Annotated in this window: 20 protein-coding genes; 11 read left to right on the forward strand and 9 right to left on the reverse strand. The window is 65.2% G+C overall.

Annotated elements, in window-relative coordinates; all coding sequences use genetic code 11:
• The first annotated feature begins 12 nt into the window (after positions 1–12).
• Positions 13–213: a hypothetical protein gene (locus tag ACX80N_RS04660; protein ID WP_459338490.1), complete on the forward strand. Its 201-nt coding sequence runs from the start codon at positions 13–15 to the stop codon at positions 211–213.
• Positions 214–415: 202 nt separating this feature from the next.
• Positions 416–574 carry a hypothetical protein gene (locus tag ACX80N_RS04665; protein WP_459338491.1) on the forward strand — a complete coding sequence of 53 codons (159 nt, stop codon included), beginning with the start codon at positions 416–418 and terminating at the stop codon, positions 572–574.
• Positions 575–787: 213 nt separating this feature from the next.
• Here ACX80N_RS04665 and ACX80N_RS04670 read toward each other — a convergent pair whose 3' ends face one another.
• The 3 genes from ACX80N_RS04670 to ACX80N_RS04680 all read right to left on the reverse strand — a co-directional run bounded on the left by ACX80N_RS04670 (position 788) and on the right by ACX80N_RS04680 (position 3,379).
• A complete protein-coding gene (locus tag ACX80N_RS04670) occupies positions 788–1,168 on the reverse strand; it encodes a hypothetical protein (protein ID WP_459338492.1) in 381 nt (126 codons plus the stop codon).
• A gap of 228 nt (positions 1,169–1,396) precedes the next feature.
• Complete coding sequence (locus tag ACX80N_RS04675; protein WP_459338493.1) at positions 1,397–1,729, reverse strand: hypothetical protein; 333 nt, start codon at positions 1,727–1,729, stop codon at positions 1,397–1,399.
• A gap of 486 nt (positions 1,730–2,215) precedes the next feature.
• Entirely contained in the window at positions 2,216–3,379 is a 1,164-nt protein-coding gene (locus ACX80N_RS04680; RefSeq protein WP_459338494.1) for a glycoside hydrolase family 26 protein, read from the reverse strand.
• A 258-nt stretch (positions 3,380–3,637) separates the two neighbouring features.
• On the opposite strand from ACX80N_RS04680, the gene ACX80N_RS04685 reads away from it, so the two are divergent.
• The 3 genes from ACX80N_RS04685 (at position 3,638) to ACX80N_RS04695 (ending at position 5,928) form a co-directional block, all read left to right on the forward strand.
• Positions 3,638–4,141 carry a hypothetical protein gene (locus ACX80N_RS04685; RefSeq protein WP_459338495.1) on the forward strand — a complete coding sequence of 168 codons (504 nt, stop codon included), beginning with the start codon at positions 3,638–3,640 and terminating at the stop codon, positions 4,139–4,141.
• Between the two features lie 137 nt (positions 4,142–4,278).
• Positions 4,279–4,716, forward strand: coding sequence for a hypothetical protein (locus ACX80N_RS04690; protein ID WP_459338496.1), 438 nt, complete (start codon positions 4,279–4,281; stop codon positions 4,714–4,716).
• 606 nt (positions 4,717–5,322) lie between these two features.
• Entirely contained in the window at positions 5,323–5,928 is a 606-nt protein-coding gene (locus ACX80N_RS04695; RefSeq protein ID WP_459338497.1) for a hypothetical protein, read from the forward strand.
• A 149-nt stretch (positions 5,929–6,077) separates the two neighbouring features.
• Here ACX80N_RS04695 and ACX80N_RS04700 read toward each other — a convergent pair whose 3' ends face one another.
• Positions 6,078–6,980, reverse strand: coding sequence for a LysR family transcriptional regulator (locus ACX80N_RS04700; RefSeq protein ID WP_459338498.1), 903 nt, complete (start codon positions 6,978–6,980; stop codon positions 6,078–6,080).
• A gap of 144 nt (positions 6,981–7,124) precedes the next feature.
• Between ACX80N_RS04700 and ACX80N_RS04705 the strand changes: the two genes are divergently transcribed.
• Positions 7,125–8,051 (forward strand): DMT family transporter, encoded by a 927-nt coding sequence (locus ACX80N_RS04705; RefSeq protein WP_459338499.1) that lies wholly within the window; start codon positions 7,125–7,127, stop codon positions 8,049–8,051.
• Between the two features lie 198 nt (positions 8,052–8,249).
• On the opposite strand, the gene ACX80N_RS04710 is transcribed toward ACX80N_RS04705, so the two are convergent.
• Both ACX80N_RS04710 and ACX80N_RS04715 read right to left on the reverse strand, forming a co-directional pair.
• Entirely contained in the window at positions 8,250–8,639 is a 390-nt protein-coding gene (locus ACX80N_RS04710; protein ID WP_459338500.1) for an iron chaperone, read from the reverse strand.
• 437 nt (positions 8,640–9,076) lie between these two features.
• Positions 9,077–9,628 carry a helix-turn-helix domain-containing protein gene (locus ACX80N_RS04715; protein ID WP_459338501.1) on the reverse strand — a complete coding sequence of 184 codons (552 nt, stop codon included), beginning with the start codon at positions 9,626–9,628 and terminating at the stop codon, positions 9,077–9,079.
• Between the two features lie 31 nt (positions 9,629–9,659).
• Here ACX80N_RS04715 and ACX80N_RS04720 point away from each other — a divergent pair, with 31 nt between their 5' ends.
• From ACX80N_RS04720 to ACX80N_RS04735, 4 genes are all read left to right on the forward strand, one after another.
• Complete coding sequence (locus tag ACX80N_RS04720) at positions 9,660–10,619, forward strand: DMT family transporter (RefSeq protein WP_459338502.1); 960 nt, start codon at positions 9,660–9,662, stop codon at positions 10,617–10,619.
• Positions 10,620–10,945: 326 nt separating this feature from the next.
• Entirely contained in the window at positions 10,946–11,968 is a 1,023-nt protein-coding gene (ligD, locus tag ACX80N_RS04725) for a non-homologous end-joining DNA ligase (protein ID WP_459338503.1), read from the forward strand.
• Positions 11,969–12,147: 179 nt separating this feature from the next.
• Positions 12,148–12,768 (forward strand): hypothetical protein, encoded by a 621-nt coding sequence (locus tag ACX80N_RS04730; protein WP_459338504.1) that lies wholly within the window; start codon positions 12,148–12,150, stop codon positions 12,766–12,768.
• 47 nt (positions 12,769–12,815) lie between these two features.
• Positions 12,816–13,199, forward strand: a complete 384-nt coding sequence (locus ACX80N_RS04735) for a response regulator (protein WP_105030716.1) — start codon at positions 12,816–12,818, stop codon at positions 13,197–13,199.
• 24 nt (positions 13,200–13,223) lie between these two features.
• On the opposite strand, the gene ACX80N_RS04740 is transcribed toward ACX80N_RS04735, so the two are convergent.
• The 3 genes from ACX80N_RS04740 to ACX80N_RS04750 form a co-directional block, all read right to left on the reverse strand.
• Complete coding sequence (locus ACX80N_RS04740) at positions 13,224–13,715, reverse strand: hypothetical protein (protein ID WP_105030715.1); 492 nt, start codon at positions 13,713–13,715, stop codon at positions 13,224–13,226.
• Complete coding sequence (locus tag ACX80N_RS04745; RefSeq protein WP_105030714.1) at positions 13,715–13,894, reverse strand: hypothetical protein; 180 nt, start codon at positions 13,892–13,894, stop codon at positions 13,715–13,717. Before ACX80N_RS04745 ends, ACX80N_RS04740 begins: the two co-directional genes overlap by 1 nt.
• A gap of 288 nt (positions 13,895–14,182) precedes the next feature.
• Positions 14,183–14,671 carry a hotdog fold thioesterase gene (locus tag ACX80N_RS04750; RefSeq protein WP_459338505.1) on the reverse strand — a complete coding sequence of 163 codons (489 nt, stop codon included), beginning with the start codon at positions 14,669–14,671 and terminating at the stop codon, positions 14,183–14,185.
• 154 nt (positions 14,672–14,825) lie between these two features.
• On the opposite strand from ACX80N_RS04750, the gene polA reads away from it, so the two are divergent.
• The gene (gene polA, locus ACX80N_RS04755; RefSeq protein ID WP_459338750.1) at positions 14,826–17,474 is read left to right on the forward strand and encodes a DNA polymerase I; all 2,649 of its coding nucleotides are present in this window, start codon (positions 14,826–14,828) and stop codon (positions 17,472–17,474) included.
• The last annotated feature ends 30 nt before the right edge of the window (positions 17,475–17,504 follow it).

The following is a 17,504-nucleotide window of genomic DNA, read 5'->3' on the forward strand; positions in this document are numbered from 1 at the left end:
ACGGTGGTCTGCATGCCGAAAAATACGTGGTTAGCGGCCATCGCTCTTCTTCTCATCAACGCTATCGGTGGTCTCGGCTTCTTCCTTCTTTCCCTTCCTGAGCGTTCGGAATGGGGTGCCATGATCACCGGAATCGTCTGTAGCATCGTGGCAACACTTTTAACGATCAACTACAGGAGAACCTACGGATCAAGACCGGCCTCGCAGTCGTGAGCTAAAGCAGTGGTGACCCAGATGCTTGCGGGTCTGTGCCACAAGCCCATCCCCCAGCGGACTCTTTGACTCATGCTGTCAAACCTCGAGACGCGGACCCACTGCCAGCGCGCGTGTCAAAGGAGCTGGCGAGGTATTCAGCTGCTGGTTCTCGCCTAGGGAACTAGCGGATTGAATTGTCTCTGGAGACTAGCGATTCTGCGTGGCGCATGATGAGCGACGCACCGATGAGAACTGCGGAGAACAGCAAGCAGGCTGCGGCGAGAAAAACGTAGAGGATCGTGAACATCATCGCGATCGGCGCTCCCTCGACGACGAATTCAGTCCCGAAGTTTCGGTTCAAGATCGGGAAGACGGGTAGTAGGAGGGCGAAAAGACCGAGGATCATCCCTGCTCGCATGCACATCTTTGGCAAATTAGACACAGTCATCGGTTCTCCAGGAGTCGCTGTTACGTACGGGTATTTCAGCTAAACACTTGGTCCCAGGCACCACGATCACAGCCGATGAATCGTTATGAGATAGGTTTCCGTAGACCGATCCATCAGCGAACGGCTTGACCGCTCGACGAGTTCCTACCGATTGCTCGCATCGACCTCAGTAACAAGGTCAATACGTGTGAGGAGTTCATCGCCAGCCGTAGCCATGGTCGAGACCGCAGAGGAGGTGACCAAAACAGCTATCACGACAGTCGCAAGAACCTTCTTAACGCTATAACGTCGTTCGATTGCTATGACAGTGGCTGTAATGACACTCAAGATGGCGATTGTTTGACCGGCAACTGTCGCAGCCGCCATCCGGAGCGCACTGTCGACGGTGACGGGCCCGTAGCTACTAAAAGCGGCAGACAGCACAAACGGAATTACGACAACTCCAAGTATGAGGATTGTGGTGTTACTGACGCGATAAGGCCGCTTCACGGCCGGTGCTTGATCCAACACGGCGGGCGCAGTCATGCAATGAACCTACGGGACAGACTGCTACTGGACCAGATGTAGACAGGATTGACAGGCAAACCTTCACACGCCCACACGACGAGTTGCTTACCAGCCAACCTAACTGAAACCGCATCCTTGCGAACCAACGGTAAGGGCGGTTCTGATCAAAGCAACTCACCGGCGATCCTCCTCTACGCAAGTCAGAAGGCGCCCGCAAGCCGGTCCCTACACGCCCGTCGAACGAACTCACGCGTCGGTTGCCGAGTACTCCGCGTTGAGTTCGTCGGCTAGTCCTTCGATATCCCAGGTCGTGGACTCACCGGTGGCCACATCAGTCAGGTCGACCACCATCCAGTTGCTGCCGCGGGCGAGTTGCACCTCGCCCTGATCCGAACCTGTACAAATCTCGAGGGCCTTCCGAAGGGCGTCCTCGTCGGAGTACAGATCAATCTGCACGTTCTCCGAACACAGCTTCTGTTCGGATGTTAGTGCGCTGCCGTCGGCCGGGACGATGGGCTCACCTACCGGATCGGCATCGCACCCCAACACCCCGTCGACTGCGGCGTACGCCTCGTCCATCGAGGTAAACGCCGGTAAAGCTTCGGTCTCCGCTTGTTCAGGAGTGCCGCAGCCAGCGAGTGACCCCATCGTGAGAACGGCGACTAATGCTGTGCATAGGAAATGTCGATGTTCCATAGTCCTTACCCCCAGTGGCTAGTGAAAGCACTTTGCCAGAGTCCGGTCACTAGGGGAAGTATCAAGTTGGATTCGGCTCACAGGCGCGTCCCATAGAGAATCCTTCATCGGACGCCGCAACGAGCGGGCGAAGGCCGTATGGCAGCGCATTCCGAGTAGCCTAGTGAAGTACACGCTGCAGACCAGTAACCAGCCAGTAAGTGCACCTCGAGCATGAATCATGACTCACTGCTAAGGCAGTGGCAGGATCGGCGCCCGCGGCTTCCGCACCAAGACCACGGTGAGGGCCGGATAGCGAGTCTCGGTACAGGGTAGGGGTCGTCGCGGAGCCGGCGCACGTTCCTCGCCAGTCGCTGGTGTGTGTCTCGGTCAGGCGAGGGGCTCTCCGCAGGCCTCCGGTTCCGGGGCAAAGTGGTACCAGTCCGGGACGGCGGCTGTGAACTCGGAGCGGATGGCGGGGTCCTTCAGGACTGTCCAGTCGACGGCTGCGCCGACCTCCGGTTCCATCTTGTTCCACTCGAACCAGTTGACCATCTGCAGTTGCGGGAACCGCTCGTGCACGGTCGGGTCGAAGACCTGCTCCCACCAGGCACGCTTGATGTTCAGACTCCGGAGCTCGCCGATGTCATCCTGGACCAGGGACGCCGTTTCCGGGATGGCCACGGGCTTGCCGTGCCCCACTCCGTACGCGGCGTAGAAGTCAGGCAGCATCGAGTCGTTGCCGTTGGTGCCGTTATAGGTGCCGGTGAGCTGGTCGATGAACTTGCCCTCCTCCGGCATCTCGCTCTCGGACCACGGGTACGTATTGCCCCAGTGGTAGAGAGACATACCAACCCAGTCGACGACGTCGTCGCCCGGGTAGTAGGGCGCATACGGGTCATCGAAGGCTGTCAGGGTCCCGTTGCCGGTCGTGTCCAGATCCACGAACCCGGGTGTTGCCGGCAAGGACTCGTACTCGCCACCCGCAAAGGGGTACCCGCCGGCGTAGTTCGGGGCCCACATCATCGCCGACCCAGGCGCGTGTTCGTGCACGGCGTCCGCGACGCGACGGAAGGCGGAGATGTACTCGGCCGGCTGCTGCCCCCACGGATACCAGGAGCCGTTCATCTCATGCGCGAACCGCACGATGACCGGCACACCGTTGGTGTTGAAACCGGCGAGCATTCCTGCGAGATCGCCCGCATGTTGCTCGGTCACCGCCTCGAGGCCCTCCATCGGCTCGAGAGTGAGCAGCAGCATCCCACCGTTCTGCCGCAACTGCTCTGCGGCCGAGGCGATCAGACCCGGATCCTCCTCGTTGAACGGGAAGTCGGCGAAGGACACCGCGACTGCAGGACGCTCGCCCAACTTGTCGGAGTACTCGGCGAGGGTTTCCCGGCCCCATTCCAGGTTGACCCCCATGAGCGTGCCGTCCGCCGGAGCCAGGTTCCGGCCATCGACAGGCTCACAGGGGACAGCTTCAGGGTTGATGTTGCAGGCACACAGGGACAGAAGCAATAACGCCATGACCAGGCGCACGAAGGTTGAGACCACCACCCCAACCTACAGGCGGCACTCCTCCCAAGGACGAGACAGGACCCGAACTTCACACACTCCTGCGATTACCGCCGGCAACGGTCTGCCTTCACCCACGCCCAGGTCGTTCACCCACAGGTAGGCGGCTTCGAGCTCTACTCTCCGTGCTCCATCAACCGCAGGTGGATGACCTACCCGCTATGACGTTCACGTGTGGTTGCCGCCCTGTCTATAGAGTGGTCGATCCGTGACGGTTTCAGTCGAGGGGGATCCCGGATGTTCGGGTTTGGTCGGAATAAGAAGGACGTGGCGGCCCAGGTCGGCGTCAACGATCTGCATGGTGACGAGCCGGGTCTTGAGTTGGCGGCAGTGACTGCGGCCAGGGACGCTGCGTGGTCGTCGGTGGGGACGGTCGATCCGTATGTCGTGCCCCACCTGATCAATCCCGCGTTCACAGGTGGCGCGCAGTGGCCTGGGCTCCGGCAGGCCTTTCGGAAGATCACACGTGCAGACGGCCTCGCGATTGTGGCGTCCGACGGTCTTGCCGACCCCTACCTTGATGATCCTGCTACACGGCCCGGCTTGGGCGCGGAGGTCTACCTCTGCTCGACGGCGTTCGCAGACACCCCCATGGGGGATCTGAGCGACCTGTGGCAATTCGAGACCGTCTATCAGGTAGCGCAAAACATCGCTTCCATGCGCTTCGAGCTCGGCCCCGAGTTGGACCGCTACGGCGCCCTGTCGATGAGTCCGCCGCGTCTGCGAACCGGCACAGCGTAATCGGCCCCGTGGATTCGAACATAAGCGCTGAGCTCGCGCCTGATAGTAGGCTTGTCGGACTACCGGCTGCTCACCTGTGGCGAGTGGTCGAACGGGTACTGGAGGACAGGGGTCCTTTTGCCCCAGAAGCGGAACTGGTGGCCGGCGAGATTCTCCGCCTGCGTGATACTCGCCAGCTCTCGAAGACCCTCGCCCGTGAACTCAGTTCGTTGATCTACCAGCGAGGAATGCACGCCGCACACTCCGGCGACTTCCGGCTGACGGCCCCGATTCGGCAGCTCGAGGATGAGGTCGGCCACCAGAAGCAGTCGGGCTTCCCTGACATTCAGGTGGACCCAGTGCAGGTGCAGGCCCGGATCGCGGGCATCGCGGACGGCATCCCGTTACCGAGCCGGGAACCAGAAGTCGTTGAGGACCAGACCAACCTCCTACCTTCCATCGCTCACGCATTGGCTGGTGGTGTCGCATCAGGGTGGCAATTCCTTCGATTCGAGGTCTGGTCCATCGGTGACGTCATGTCGTATGAGCTCTTCACCGTCCGAGACGGCGAAGAGGACAGGAGCCTCCCGGTATAGCCACCTACGAGCCGCTCGATGTCCTGAAGACCGCTTGTTATGCGCCGGAGTCAGGCATGGCTTTCCCTGACCATGCACATCACGTCGTCGGGGAAGCTCGACGTCGACTACAACTTCGACTCCAGACCAGAACTCGACATCGATGTAAGCACCGACGACTACGAGCTCGAGCTGCGGCGCTTTCCGCGCGCTATACCGTCAGTACCTGCATGGTGGCAGGAGCGAATCGCACGAGGTAACGCATGACGTCTCGCATATCTCAGAGAGATCAATGAGGGATGCACGTATTGGACGGCCCTTCGTTCTCGATCGAACCTCGACCACCAAAGGACGGCACGATGTTGCATCTGGGTACACGCTGCGCAACGCTGGCCGCACCCAGGGCGATCCTTATTCGACGGAGCGGCCGGCGATGACCCGTGCCTTACTGGCGAGACCCCAAGCCACGCCGAGCAAGACTCAAGCGAGGAATCCGCCGAACCAGGCATATCCAGCGGTGCCCAGGGTGAAGCACACCGCGAGAAACACCACGAGAATCACAGGTGCTTCCGGCGCGGGGAGAGGTCAAAGTGAAGTGAGGAGCGACGGAGGAGACACGAGTTCGGTATGACGTACCGGGAACGATGGATCAGGGCGATCGCACGGAAGCCCAAGGGGCTGTTCGGCAGGGGGCACGGATGGACGTACGCGCTCATGGACGGACCGGGCACGGAACGTCGGATGGGTGTGAGGGAGCTGCTCAACGAGTTGGTACCCGGCACGAACCATCCCGGCAACGATGCGTTCCTCTGCCTGGGTCGGGCCAACGCGGCGTTCCTCACCGGTAGCAAGAGCTGGATCGGATATCAGTCAGGCTCCGAGGTGGAAGACCCGCTTGCGACGAACCTGCACGCCGTAACCCTCGACATGCTGGCCTTCGCATCAATACTGAGGGTGATTCGTCGGCCGACCCTGGCGCAGCGGTACGAGGACATGGCGCTGGACCTGAGGGCGGACCCCACCGACGCTGACGTCGAGGCGGCGCGCGAATGGGTCGGACCTACTCTGCGAAGTGGAGCCGGGAGCCTCAACGACGCCTACGTGCAACACCACGGCAAAGTGGACGAGTACCTGGAGCAGTGGTTCCGGGCGCTCATGCTCAGGCTCGGAGAATTCTCCCGAGGTGGCAAGCGCTTCCACGACGATGTTCCCGAGCGTGGCCGCAAGCCCTAGCTGTCCGGTCCCACGATTTGGGAAAGACCCGACTGCTGGCAGATACCGGCCGAAGACCTCGAGGTGCCCTATTGTTCCATCCAGCCTGCGTCGGAAGCGTTGCGTACGGGTACACCCTGGGCAGCATGGGCCGCATGTAAGGCGATCCCTCAGCGTTCATCGCTGCTTGCGTGGTGTTGGAGGGTGGTGACTACTTTTTGGACGGCGGTGCGGTGGAGGGCTTCGGGTCGGCAGAGGATGTCGACGTGCCTTGCTAGTGGTAGGTCATGAATGGGTTTGAGGATGATTCCACTGCCGGATCGTGGGGGTGCGGTGTGGCGGGGCATCAGTGCGATGGCAGAACCGGCGGAGACGATCGCAGCTGCGATGAAGAACTCGTTGATGCGGTGTGTGACGTCGAGGGGTTTTCCGGCGTGAACGGCGATGGCTTGCAGTGCTGATTCGAGCGGGAAGCCGTCCTGGACGGACACCCATTCCTCCTCGAGAAGGTCGGTGACACCGACGCTCGGGGCCTCGGCGAGCCGGTGCCGGTCCGACATGGCGATGTCCAGGGGCTCACGCACCAGCGGAAGGGCAGTGATCGTGTCCGGCCACAGGCGGCTGTGCTCAAGGCGGTGTGCGATAACAAGGTCGTAGTCGGCGGTCAGGGCGGGAAAAGCGTCCTGTCCCACGTCCCGGTCGTGGAGGACCAGCCGCGGATTCCCTCCGCTGGAGAGGGCGTGGAGGAGAGGCCCGAACCAGGTCAGACCGGCACTGGTGAACGCAGAGATACTCACCGTCGCGGTGGGGTCCTGCACGTACCGGCTGACGGCCTGCTCCGCGGAGCTCATCGCGACACTGATATCGACCGCAGCTGATGCCAGGGCCTGGCCGGCGCCGGTGAGAACGAGATTCCGCCCCCGGCGTTCCGTCAGGGGGACTTCGACCGTGCGCTGCAACGCCGTGAGTTGCTGCGAAACCGCTGACGCCGAAACGTAGTGAGATCGTGCCACTGCGGCGAGACTACCCCGTTCACCCAACTCGCGGAGTAGGTGTAACTGGTGAAGATCCATAAGCGAACCCTAAACCACCAGTTCACCAAGTGCCCTCTCGTCTTACCAGTGAATCACCCGCAGACTCGAGGAGTGACTTCCCCTTCACCGTCCCGGACACCCGGGTCCTCTTCCGTCCGATACCTCAGCGCCCTTGGCGAGTTCGTGGCTGCGCGTAGGGTGGATCTGCTCCTGCTGCTGGTCGCGCTCGTGTGGGGCAGCAGCTATCTGGCGGCGAAAACCCTCACCGACACCGTCGGGGTGACGGTCCTCCTTTCCTTGCGGTTCCTGATTACTACGGTGGCCTTGGTGGTCATCTGGCTGATCTGGAACCGCCGCCGGACCACACGCCGCGAAACACTGGTCGGGGTTGTCCTGGGTTCCACCCAGGCCGCCGTGCTCATCCTGGAAACCCACGGGATCGCCGGTACCAGTGCCACGAACGCAGGACTGATCATCAGTCTCGTCATCGTGTTCACCCCCGTGACCGAGAGCATTGCCTTCCGCGTCCCGCTGCCGCGCATGGTGCTCATCGCCGGGATCGTTGCGGTCGTCGGCGTGTGCCTCCTCGTTTCCGGAAACGGATTCGTGGCCCCGACCATCGGGGACATGCTCGTCCTCGCCGCCGCACTCGTGCGCGCCGTCCACGTCACCGCAGTCTCAGCCCTCACCCGAGGCCGCGGATTCAGCGCGCTCACGCTGACCCTGACCCAAAGCGCAGTCTGCGCCATCATCTATACCCTCGCCGACTACCAAGGCGTACTCCACGCCGTCCAGCACTTCAACACGGGTGAATGGATCGGCGTCCTCTACCTCGGACTCGCGTGCAGCGTCTTCGCGTTCCTCGTCCAAACCTGGGCCATCCAACAAACCTCAGCATCCAGGGCAAGCCTCCTCATGGGCACCGAACCCATCTGGGCGATCCTCATCGGACTCAGCATCGGCCAGGAAATACTGCACCTCATCGGCATCATCGGAGCGGGCCTGATCATCATCGGCACCTACCTCGGACTCCGCGCCGAAACCCTCCACCGAACACCATCCACACCGAAAGAACCAACTACCATCGATCAACGGACTGTTGGGGCTTAGATGTGCAGCGGGTCGGTCCATGAGGCGGTTACGAGATGTAGGGGAGCAGACTGCGCACTGCCTCCGCACTCTTCCGTCCCGTTGATCCTGGCCCACCGCAGCGTTTCGTGAGTTTCCGCCAGGATCACGCTCCCGGAGTCCAGGGCCTGCACAGGGCGACGTCGAGCGATGCAGTGCTTGTGGCAACGCCGACCCCGGTTACACCCCGACGTCCTTCCGCGAGGTGAGCGCGAGCTGTTTGACAAGGTGGTCAGGGATGGGGTTGTTCGCAGGAAATGTGATGCCGGTCTTGGTGGCCTTCAGCCCGGCGGCGGCGATGTCATCGGCATGAGCGGTGATGGTGCCGGGGGAGAGGTAGAGGCCGCACTGCCTGCTGAACGCGGCGTAACTGGCAATGATCGATCGTCCGATCCGGAACCCCGGCATGTTGTACTCGATAACTTCCTCCGCGTTCGGCAGGGTGCGAGCGAGTTGTGTGCGCAACGTGGCCAGCAAGGGGCGGAACCGTTCCGGAGCCGCAGCGATGTACGCGTCGTGGTCGGAAACCGTCATCCCGCCATTCTTCAGCAATGCGGATTCGCCTCTCAAGAGCGGAGTCTCGTGGGGTGAGCGCCGGTTCGGTGATGGCAGCGCTCGGGTACGGCTCGACGGCCAATCCATCGGCGCCTTCTCGCATACCCCAACTCGTGTCACGCGCCCGCAAGTCGGTCCTCCGTTGGGGCACCTTTCGCTCGCATGAGCGAGGAGGGACAGCCCATTCAGGTGCGGACGAGGTCGAGTCCCCTAGGACTCGCCCGAGAAAATGCCCGGTGACAATGCCCTCACTGGGACAGGCTTCACCAGTCTGGGACGTCTTCGTCACTCCGGTCCAGGCAGCGCTAGTCCGTGCCATTGTCGATGCCTTACTTCTGTGTGCCAGGGACGGGTTCCGCTACAGGTAACAACTCACCCTCGACGACGCCCACCCCCAGAGGTGATGTGCCGTCGGGGATGTGCAGGATATGTGCCGGAGCGTTTGTGTGCGCTCAGCTGACGACAACCCGTGTGAAACGGGCGCGGCCGTCGCCGTTGTTGACGTAGGAGTAGTGCTGCGCAGTCCCGAAGGCGAGGTGCTCACCCGCATTCAGTACGACGTCACCGCGTTCCTGTTCCACACGGATGGATCCTTCGGAGACCATGAGCAGTTCGGACCAGCCTTCGGGGTCGGGTTCAGCGTCGTAGCGGTCCCCGGGTTCCAGCACCCACGCCCACAGCTGGGCGTCCTTCGCCGCAGGGACTGAGGCCAGCAGCACCGCGGAGCTGCCGGGCCGGCCCCTCCACGCGAGCTCGCGGATGTCGGCGTGGGCCGCGGCCGGGGCAGCGACCAGGTCGACGAAGGTGACGCCCAGCGCGTCGGCCAGGTGGTCCAAGCCCGTCAGGCTGATATTCGCCTCACCGGATTCGAGCTTGATGATCGTCCTTCGGCTGACACCGGCCCGATTCGCGAGGGCGACCTGGCTGAGGTTCGCCGCAGTCCGGAAACGGTGCACATTCGCCCCCACATGAGTCAGGACCTGCGGAGGTTCTCCCGTTTGCATGTGCATTATTCTGCACCATAAGGTGTGCATCATGTTGCACATGCAGTCCGGGGGACGTTTGCTCTCCCGTCAAGAACTTGCCCTCGTCCTCGTCACCGCAGTGTGGGGGGCGACGTTCCTGGTTGTGCATATCGCCGTGCAGTACAGCGGTCCCTGGTTCTTCGTCGGCATGCGCTTCATCACCGCGGGCCTCATCAGCGCGGTGATCTTCGCGCGCGTCCTGCGCGGCATCACCCGGAAGGAGATGGTGGCCGGAGCTGCGATCGGGGTGATGATCTTCCTCGGTTACGGGTTGCAGACCGTCGGGTTGCAGACGATCACCAGCAGCACTTCCGCGTTCATCACCGCGCTCTATGTCCCCCTCGTCCCCGTGCTGCAGTGGATCGTGTTCAAGAAGCCACCCAGACTTCTCACGTGGGGCGGTGTTGTGCTCGCTTTCATCGGACTCATGCTGCTCGCTGATCCTCGTAGCGCCAGTTTCTCCTTCGGGTCGGGGGAGATCGCGACGGTCGTCAGCACCCTCCCGATCGCTGCGGAGATCATCCTCATCGGCTGGTTCGCCGGCAAGGTCAACCTCGGCCGGGTCACCGTCGTGCAGCTTCTCGTCGCCGGGCTCCTCGGTTTCCTGACGATGCCTGTCGTAGGAGAGCAGCCGCCGGCGTTCTCCTGGGTGTGGGTGGCTGCAGCCGTCGCCCTCGGTGCGGCGAGTTGCCTCATTCAGCTCACCATGAACTGGGCGCAGAAGTCGGTCTCGCCGACCCGAGCCACGATCATCTACGCCGCGGAACCCGTGTGGGCCGCCCTCATCGGCCGCGTCGCCGGTGAACGCCTCCCCCCGATCGCGATCGTCGGCGCCGGGTTCATCGTCGCCGGTGCCCTGATCAGCGAACTGAACCCCCGCAAAGGCACCGACGCCATCGCACCCGACGACCGCACACGCGACGCCGGCGACACAGCGGCCTTGACCCTTCAGTTTGAGCGAACGGACTAGCGAAGCGCAGGCAGGTCCCGTAAGACGGTCGTCCACCGACCCTGTGCAGGAGCTACGGAACTGCCAACCGCGTCAAATCGCGGGAGGGGCGCTGACCGTAGATGGTGAAAGTGCGCTCACGGGTGCCACAAGTGAACCGTCGATCCTGATTGCCTACCTGTTATGGATGTCTCAGAAAACTACAGCTTGTCGATATACCTCGCAGCAGCGATGTTCGAGCAGCACGCCCCGCGGAGTAACACCGTACCGAGGCAGGTCCATCACCCACTGGGTGCGTGTGGCCGCCGCCCCGTCGCGGTCCCGCACCGCCGGGGTACATTGAGCCCATGGCCAGCGAAGCGATGATCCTCGATGTCGACGGACCGGACGGACCCCGGGCGGTCCGCCTCTCCAGCCCGTCCCGCGTCCTCTGGCCCCAGGTGGGCCTGACGAAACTGGACCTCGCCAGGTACCTGCTCGACGTCGCCCCCGCATTCCTGCGCGCCAACGGCGACCGGCCGGTGTCGCTGCAGCGCTTCGGCGGGGACGTGGACGGCGAGTTCTTCTTCAGCAAGAATCCGCCCAAGGGGGCGCCGGACTACCTGCGCAGTGTGCCCGTCACCTATCCCAGCGGTCGCTCGCACCCCCAGCTCGTGCTGGACGACCCCGCCGCGGCCGTCTGGGCGATCCAGATGAACACCGTCGTCTTCCACCCCTGGGCGTCCCGGGCGGAAGCGCACGACCTGCCCGACGAACTGCGGATCGACCTCGACCCCCAGCCGGGCACCACCTTCGCCGACGTCGTCGCAGCCGCGCACGAGCTTCGAGCCGTCCTGGACGAGGCCGGTCTGGAGTGCTTCGTGAAGACGTCCGGCAACCGCGGCCTGCACGTCTTCGCACCCATCGAGCCGGCCCACGAGTTCCTCGAGGTCCGCCGCGCCGTCATCGCCGCCGCCCGTGAGCTCGAACGCCGCATGCCGGAGCGGGTGACGACGGCGTGGTGGAAGGAGGAACGCGGGGCGCGCATCTTCGTGGACTACAACCAGGCGAACCGCGACCGTACGATGGCCGGCGCCTACAGCCCGAGGGCGCTGCCGCACGCCCCGGTGTCCTGCCCCGTCACGTGGGAGGAGCTCGACGGCGTGGACCCGGCCGCCTTCACCATCGTCACGGTGCCGGAGCGGCTGCGGACGGTGGCCGATCCATGGGAGGACCTCCACGCGAAGCCCGGGACCATCGAGGTGCTGCGCGAGTGGTGGGACCGCGACGTCCAGAACGGTCTCGGGGAGCTGCCCTTCCCGCCGGACTTCCCGAAGATGCCCGGCGAACCGATGAGGGTGCAGCCGAGCCGCGCGCGCAACCGCGCCTGAGGCGCACCGACGACGAACCGGGACCGTTCAGGGCCCGCCCTGTCAATCCGTCGGCTGCGGGGGAAGCATCCTGCCGGTGCTCCTGTCCGCACTGGTACAACAGGAGGGAACCTCGCCACGATCCGGCCGACGCCGGTCCTGACTCCGGGTCGGCCCAGCTGCCGGCCCCCGGGAGACCTATGAAGAAGACCGTCCTGTCCGCCACCCTCGTGCTGCTGTTCGTGACGGGCTGCGGAGGCAATCCTGCCACCGGCCCGGAGTCGGCGGGTCCTACCCCGGATCCCGCTCAGACCGGCACCGGGCAGGCTGCCGCGCCGTCGGGCGCGCCGTCCGTGGAAGGCCTCCGGGATGCGAACAGCGGGTCCTTCGCGTTCCTGATCGACTCCGCGAGGGGTGACATCCTCCTGCCGGCCGAGGCTCCGGAGGACGTCGAGGGTCTGCGCACCCAGCTGGGCCAGGACACGGTGACCTACGCGCTCGTCACCGTCCAGAACCCGGAAGGGAGTAGGCCCCTCGAACTCGAGACCGTCACCGTCTCGACGCCCGAGGGCCAGGACATCGAGTTCCGGCCCGCATCGAGCGTGATCGAGGAGTGGGGAGTCGCCGCGAACGGCGGGCAGTCCTCACCCGAGGTCGTCGGGCTCGTCGAGCAGTACAGCGGGAGTGCGCTGCCGGGGCAGACGAGCGAGCTGCTGATGATCGGGGCCTTCCCCCAGGTGCCCGAGACGGTGCAGCGGGTCATGGTGCAGCCGGCCGGCGGCGGCGAGCCGGTGGAGGCCACGGTCAGGCCCGAGTCGTAGTCTCCGGCCCGGCGCTCGGGCCCCTGCCGCGGAGTAAACTTGGGCGCATGCCGAGCACCCAGCACACCCGCACCGCGGTGGTCATCGAGGACGATGACGATGTGCGGGATCTGCTGCACGCCGTGCTGACCGGTACCGGGTTCCGGGTGCACACGGCGCCGGCAGGACTCGCGGGTGTGGAGATGGTCCGGCGCCTGATGCCCGACGTCGTCACCCTCGACGTCGGTCTCCCCGATATCGACGGTTTCGAGGTGGCGGAGCGGATCCGCCGCTTCTCGACCACGTTCATCGTGATGCTGACAGCGCGGGCCGACCTGTCCGACGAGCAGCGGGGACTCGCTGCCGGGGCGGACCGCTACCTGCGCAAGCCCTTCCGGCCTGCCGAGCTACGCCGCTTCATCCTGGAGGGGACGGCGACGGCGGACGCCTGACGTCGGGTCGGTCGGGCCAGGACCTCAGTGCGAGCGCGCTCCTGCGCGGGTCGTGAGCACCGGCGGGTTGAAGGCATCGGACACCAGCCCCGTCACGACGGCGTAGGTGCCTTTATGCAGGTAGTCGATCGCCTTCTCACTCGCCGGCCATAGAGCCGGCGCGGCGCCGGCCCCGGTCGCGTTCTCGAGGGTCTGGTCGAAGGCGAGGCGGACCACACCGTGCGCGGCCGTTGCGGAGGGGCCGCGGATACCCGTCACGGACCAGATGCCGCGGAGTGCACCGAGGCTCGCGCCGGTGGCCCAGTGCATTGCATGGTTCCAGCCGGGATACAGGGCGGTGTTGCTGGTGGGCCGGCCGAAAAGGGTCCGCAGCGTCCGTCCGGGGATGTGCGAGTCGGGCCGATGCGTGAGCCGCTGCTCCACGAGTTCGCCGACCGTCATGGCGGCCGTCCCCAGAAGACCTGCGGCCATGCCACGCAGGGCTGCCCGTGCGAGACCGGACCCACGACCTGCCATCAGTCGTCGTCCCCTCGTGCGTCGTCGTCGAGGTCGGTGTCGATCCCGTTGTTGTCGTCGTAGTTCCCGGTGTCGGTTCCGGAGTTGTCGCTGTCCTTGTTGCCGAGGTCGCAGCCGCCGAGGAAGAGGGCGCTGGCGGCAGCGAGGGAGGCGATGATCTTCAGTTTCTTGTCGGCCAAGGCGGTTCCGTCCGGTGGAGAGCATGCGCACGCCGGTGCCGGCGTCCATTCTCACGGTAGGCAGGGGGCTCGGGCGCGGGCAACCGGTGCGCGGATCGGCGCCAGGGCTTGCAATCCCCGCCCCGTCGGTTCTCGCCCGGTCCAGCGCGGATCGGGTCGGTGCCACCCCTCCTGGGCACAGGAGCGCGGCGTCCCACCGCGGCGGCCTGCGCGCGCAGGCCCGCGATCCGGGATGTCCGCGGAATCCACCGACGCGCCCAGGGCTCGTGGGATCCGTCGGCCGACCGTTCAGCCGCGGACGTCCCGGATCATGTTCGTGATCCGCGCCGTCGAGAGCCGACGGCCCTGATCATCGGTCATCACCACCTCGTGCGTGGTCAGCGTGCGTCCGAGGTGGATGGCCGTGGCGGTGCCGGTCACCAGGCCCGCGTCCGCACTGCGGTGATGGGTGGCTCCCACCTCGATCCCCACGGCCTGCCGTCCGGGCCCGGCGTGGATGCCGGCCGCGAACGAACCGAGGGTCTCCGCGAGCACCACGTGCGCGCCGCCGTGGAGGATCCCCGCGACCTGCTGGTTGCCCTCCACCGGCATGGTCGCGACCATGCGCTCGGCGCTCATCTCGGAGAACACGATGCCCATCTTCACGGCCAGCGCACCCACGCCGTAGCGTCCCAGCCAGACGTGCATCTCGGCGGGGACGCCGGCCGCCACGAGTTCGGCGAGCCGCTCCTCGGATGGGGCGGAGGGGGCGTCGGAGCGGGTGCGGTCGTCTGTCATGGGAACTAGGCTGGCACCTGTGAGTGAATCAGCCAAGCCAGCCGCCACCCTGACCATGACCCCTCCGACCGATGCCGGCTCCGAGGCGTCCCCGGCACCGGCGCGGCGCAGCGACGGCTCCCGCAACAGGCTCCTCGTGATCGACGGGCATTCCATGGCGTTCCGTGCCTTCTACGCCCTGCCGGCCGAGAACTTCTCCACCGACACCGGGCAGCACACCAACGCGGTGTACGGCTTCACGGCCATGCTGATCAACCTCATCAAGGACCAGAAGCCCAGCCACGTCGCCGTGGCCTTCGACCTCGACACCCCGACGTTCCGCTCGGAGGAGTACACGGAGTACAAGGGCGGCCGTAACAAGACGCCCGAGGAGTTCCACGGCCAGGTGGACCTGATCATCAAGGTCATGGAGGCGATGCGGATCCCGACGATCTCCCTCGACGGCTACGAGGCCGACGACATCCTGGCGACCCTCGCGCACCAGGCCGCCGCGGCCGACTGGGACGTGCAGGTGGTCAGCGGTGACCGCGACGCGTTCCAGCTCGTCAACGACCGCGTGACTGTCCTCTACCCGAAGCAGGGCGTGACCAATATCCCGCAGATGGACGCCCAAGCCATCGAGGAGAAGTACTTCGTGCCCCCGCACCAGTACTCCGACCTCGCCGCGCTGGTGGGCGAGAGCGCCGACAACCTGCCCGGCGTGCCCGGCGTGGGTCCGAAGACCGCGGCCAAGTGGATCAAGCAGTACGGCGGCCTCGAGGGCATTCTCGAGAACCTCGACAAGATCGGCGGCAAGGTCGGGGACTCGCTGCGCGCCAACATCGACGACGTGAAGCGGAACCGCCGCCTCAACCGCCTCCTGACCGATCTGGACCTGCCGGTGGACCTCGAAGCGATGGTGTCCCAGCACCCGGACCGCCCGGCCGTGGAGGACCTCTTCGACTCGCTGCAGTTCAACACACTCCGCAAGCGCCTGTTCGACCTGTTCGGCGAGGAGGAGATCGAGGACGAGGGCGACGAGCAGAGCGCGCCCGCACACGTGCTGCTCGACGACGCCGAGGGGCTGACGCAGTGGTTCCGCTCCACGAACCAGGCCTCCGCCTCCGTGGCCCTGGCGACCGAGACGACGGCCGGCACCACCGACGTCGTCGGCATCGCCGTCGTGACCAGTCTCCACGCCGCGTTCATCCCGCTCGAGCCGCTCGACGCGGAGGCCGAGAAGGTCCTGGGGGACTGGCTGGCCGCCCCGGATGCACCGAAGATCGTCCACGACTTCAAGGCGGTGTCCAAGCTCCTGTCCGCGCGCGGTTTCCGGCTCGCGGGCGAGGTGGACGACACCGCGATCTCCGGCTATCTCATCCAGCCGGACCGCCGCAGCTACGAACTGGCGGACCTCGCGCAGTACCACCTGCGCCTGTCCATCACCGCGTCGGCGAACGACTCCTCCGGCCAGCAGGCGCTGGACCTCGGCGGCAACGACGTCGCGTCCCCCGCGGTGGTGGCCGCCTACGCCGCGCTGCAGCTCAGCGAGCACTTCGCGGGCCAGCTCGTCGAGAAGGGCGCCAACCAGCTGCTCGGCGGCCTCGAACTGCCGCTCGCCGAGGTGCTCGCCCGCATGGAGCTCACGGGGGTGGCCGTCGACCTCGACGGACTCGACCGGCTCTACGACGACTTCTCGAAGACCATCAGCGCCGCCGGCTCCGAGGCGTTCCGGATCATCGGCAAGGAGATCAACCTCGGCAGCCCCAAGCAGCTCCAGACCGTCCTGTTCGACGAGCTCGAGCTGCCGAAGACCAAGAAGATCAAGACGGGCTACTCCACGGACGCGGATGCCCTGACCGACCTCATCACCAAGACGGGCCACCCCTTCCTCGAGCAGCTTCTCGCGTACCGTGACGCCACCAAGCTGCGCCAGACCGTCGAGGGGCTCCGCAAGGCCGTGGGCGACGACGGCCGCATCCACACCACGTACCTGCAGACCATCGCGGCGACCGGGCGCCTATCCTCCACCAACCCGAACCTCCAGAACATCCCCGTCCGCTCCGACGAGGGGCGCCGCATCCGCGAAGTGTTCGTCGTCGGGCAGGGCCGCAACGGCGAGAAGTACGAGAGTCTCATGACGGCCGACTACTCGCAGATCGAGATGCGCATCATGGCGCACCTGTCCGGCGACGAGGGCCTCATCTCCGCGTTCCAGGAGGGCGAGGACCTCCACCGCTTCGTCGGCTCGCACATCTTCGGGGTCGCCCCCGAGGAGGTCACGAACGCCATGCGATCCAAGGTCAAGGCCATGTCCTACGGCCTCGTCTACGGGCTGAGCTCCTTCGGTCTCTCGAAGCAGCTGAACATCTCCGTGGACGAGGCACGCACCCTGATGCGCGACTACTTCGAGCGCTTCGGCGCGGTGCGTGACTACCTGCGCGGCATCGTGGAGCAGGCCCGCAAGGACGGCTTCACCTCCACGATCGAGGGCCGACGCCGCTACCTGCCGGACCTCTCCAGCGACAACCGCCAGCTCCGGGAGATGGCCGAGCGTGCAGCCCTGAACGCCCCCATCCAGGGATCGGCCGCCGACATCATCAAGAAGGCGATGCTCGGGGTGGATGACGCCCTGACGCGCCGCGGGCTGGCCTCCCGCATGCTGCTGCAGGTCCACGACGAACTCGTCCTCGAGATCGCCGAGGGCGAGTCGGCCGAGGTGGAGGCGCTGGTCCGCGAGCAGATGGGCAGTGCCGCGGATCTCTCCGTCCCGCTCGACGTATCGGTGGGAACGGGAATCAGCTGGCACGACGCCGCGCACTAGGTCGGGGCCCCTGTTCCGCTGGCCGGGCAG

This window comes from Arthrobacter sp. MDT2-16 (assembly GCF_054510925.1).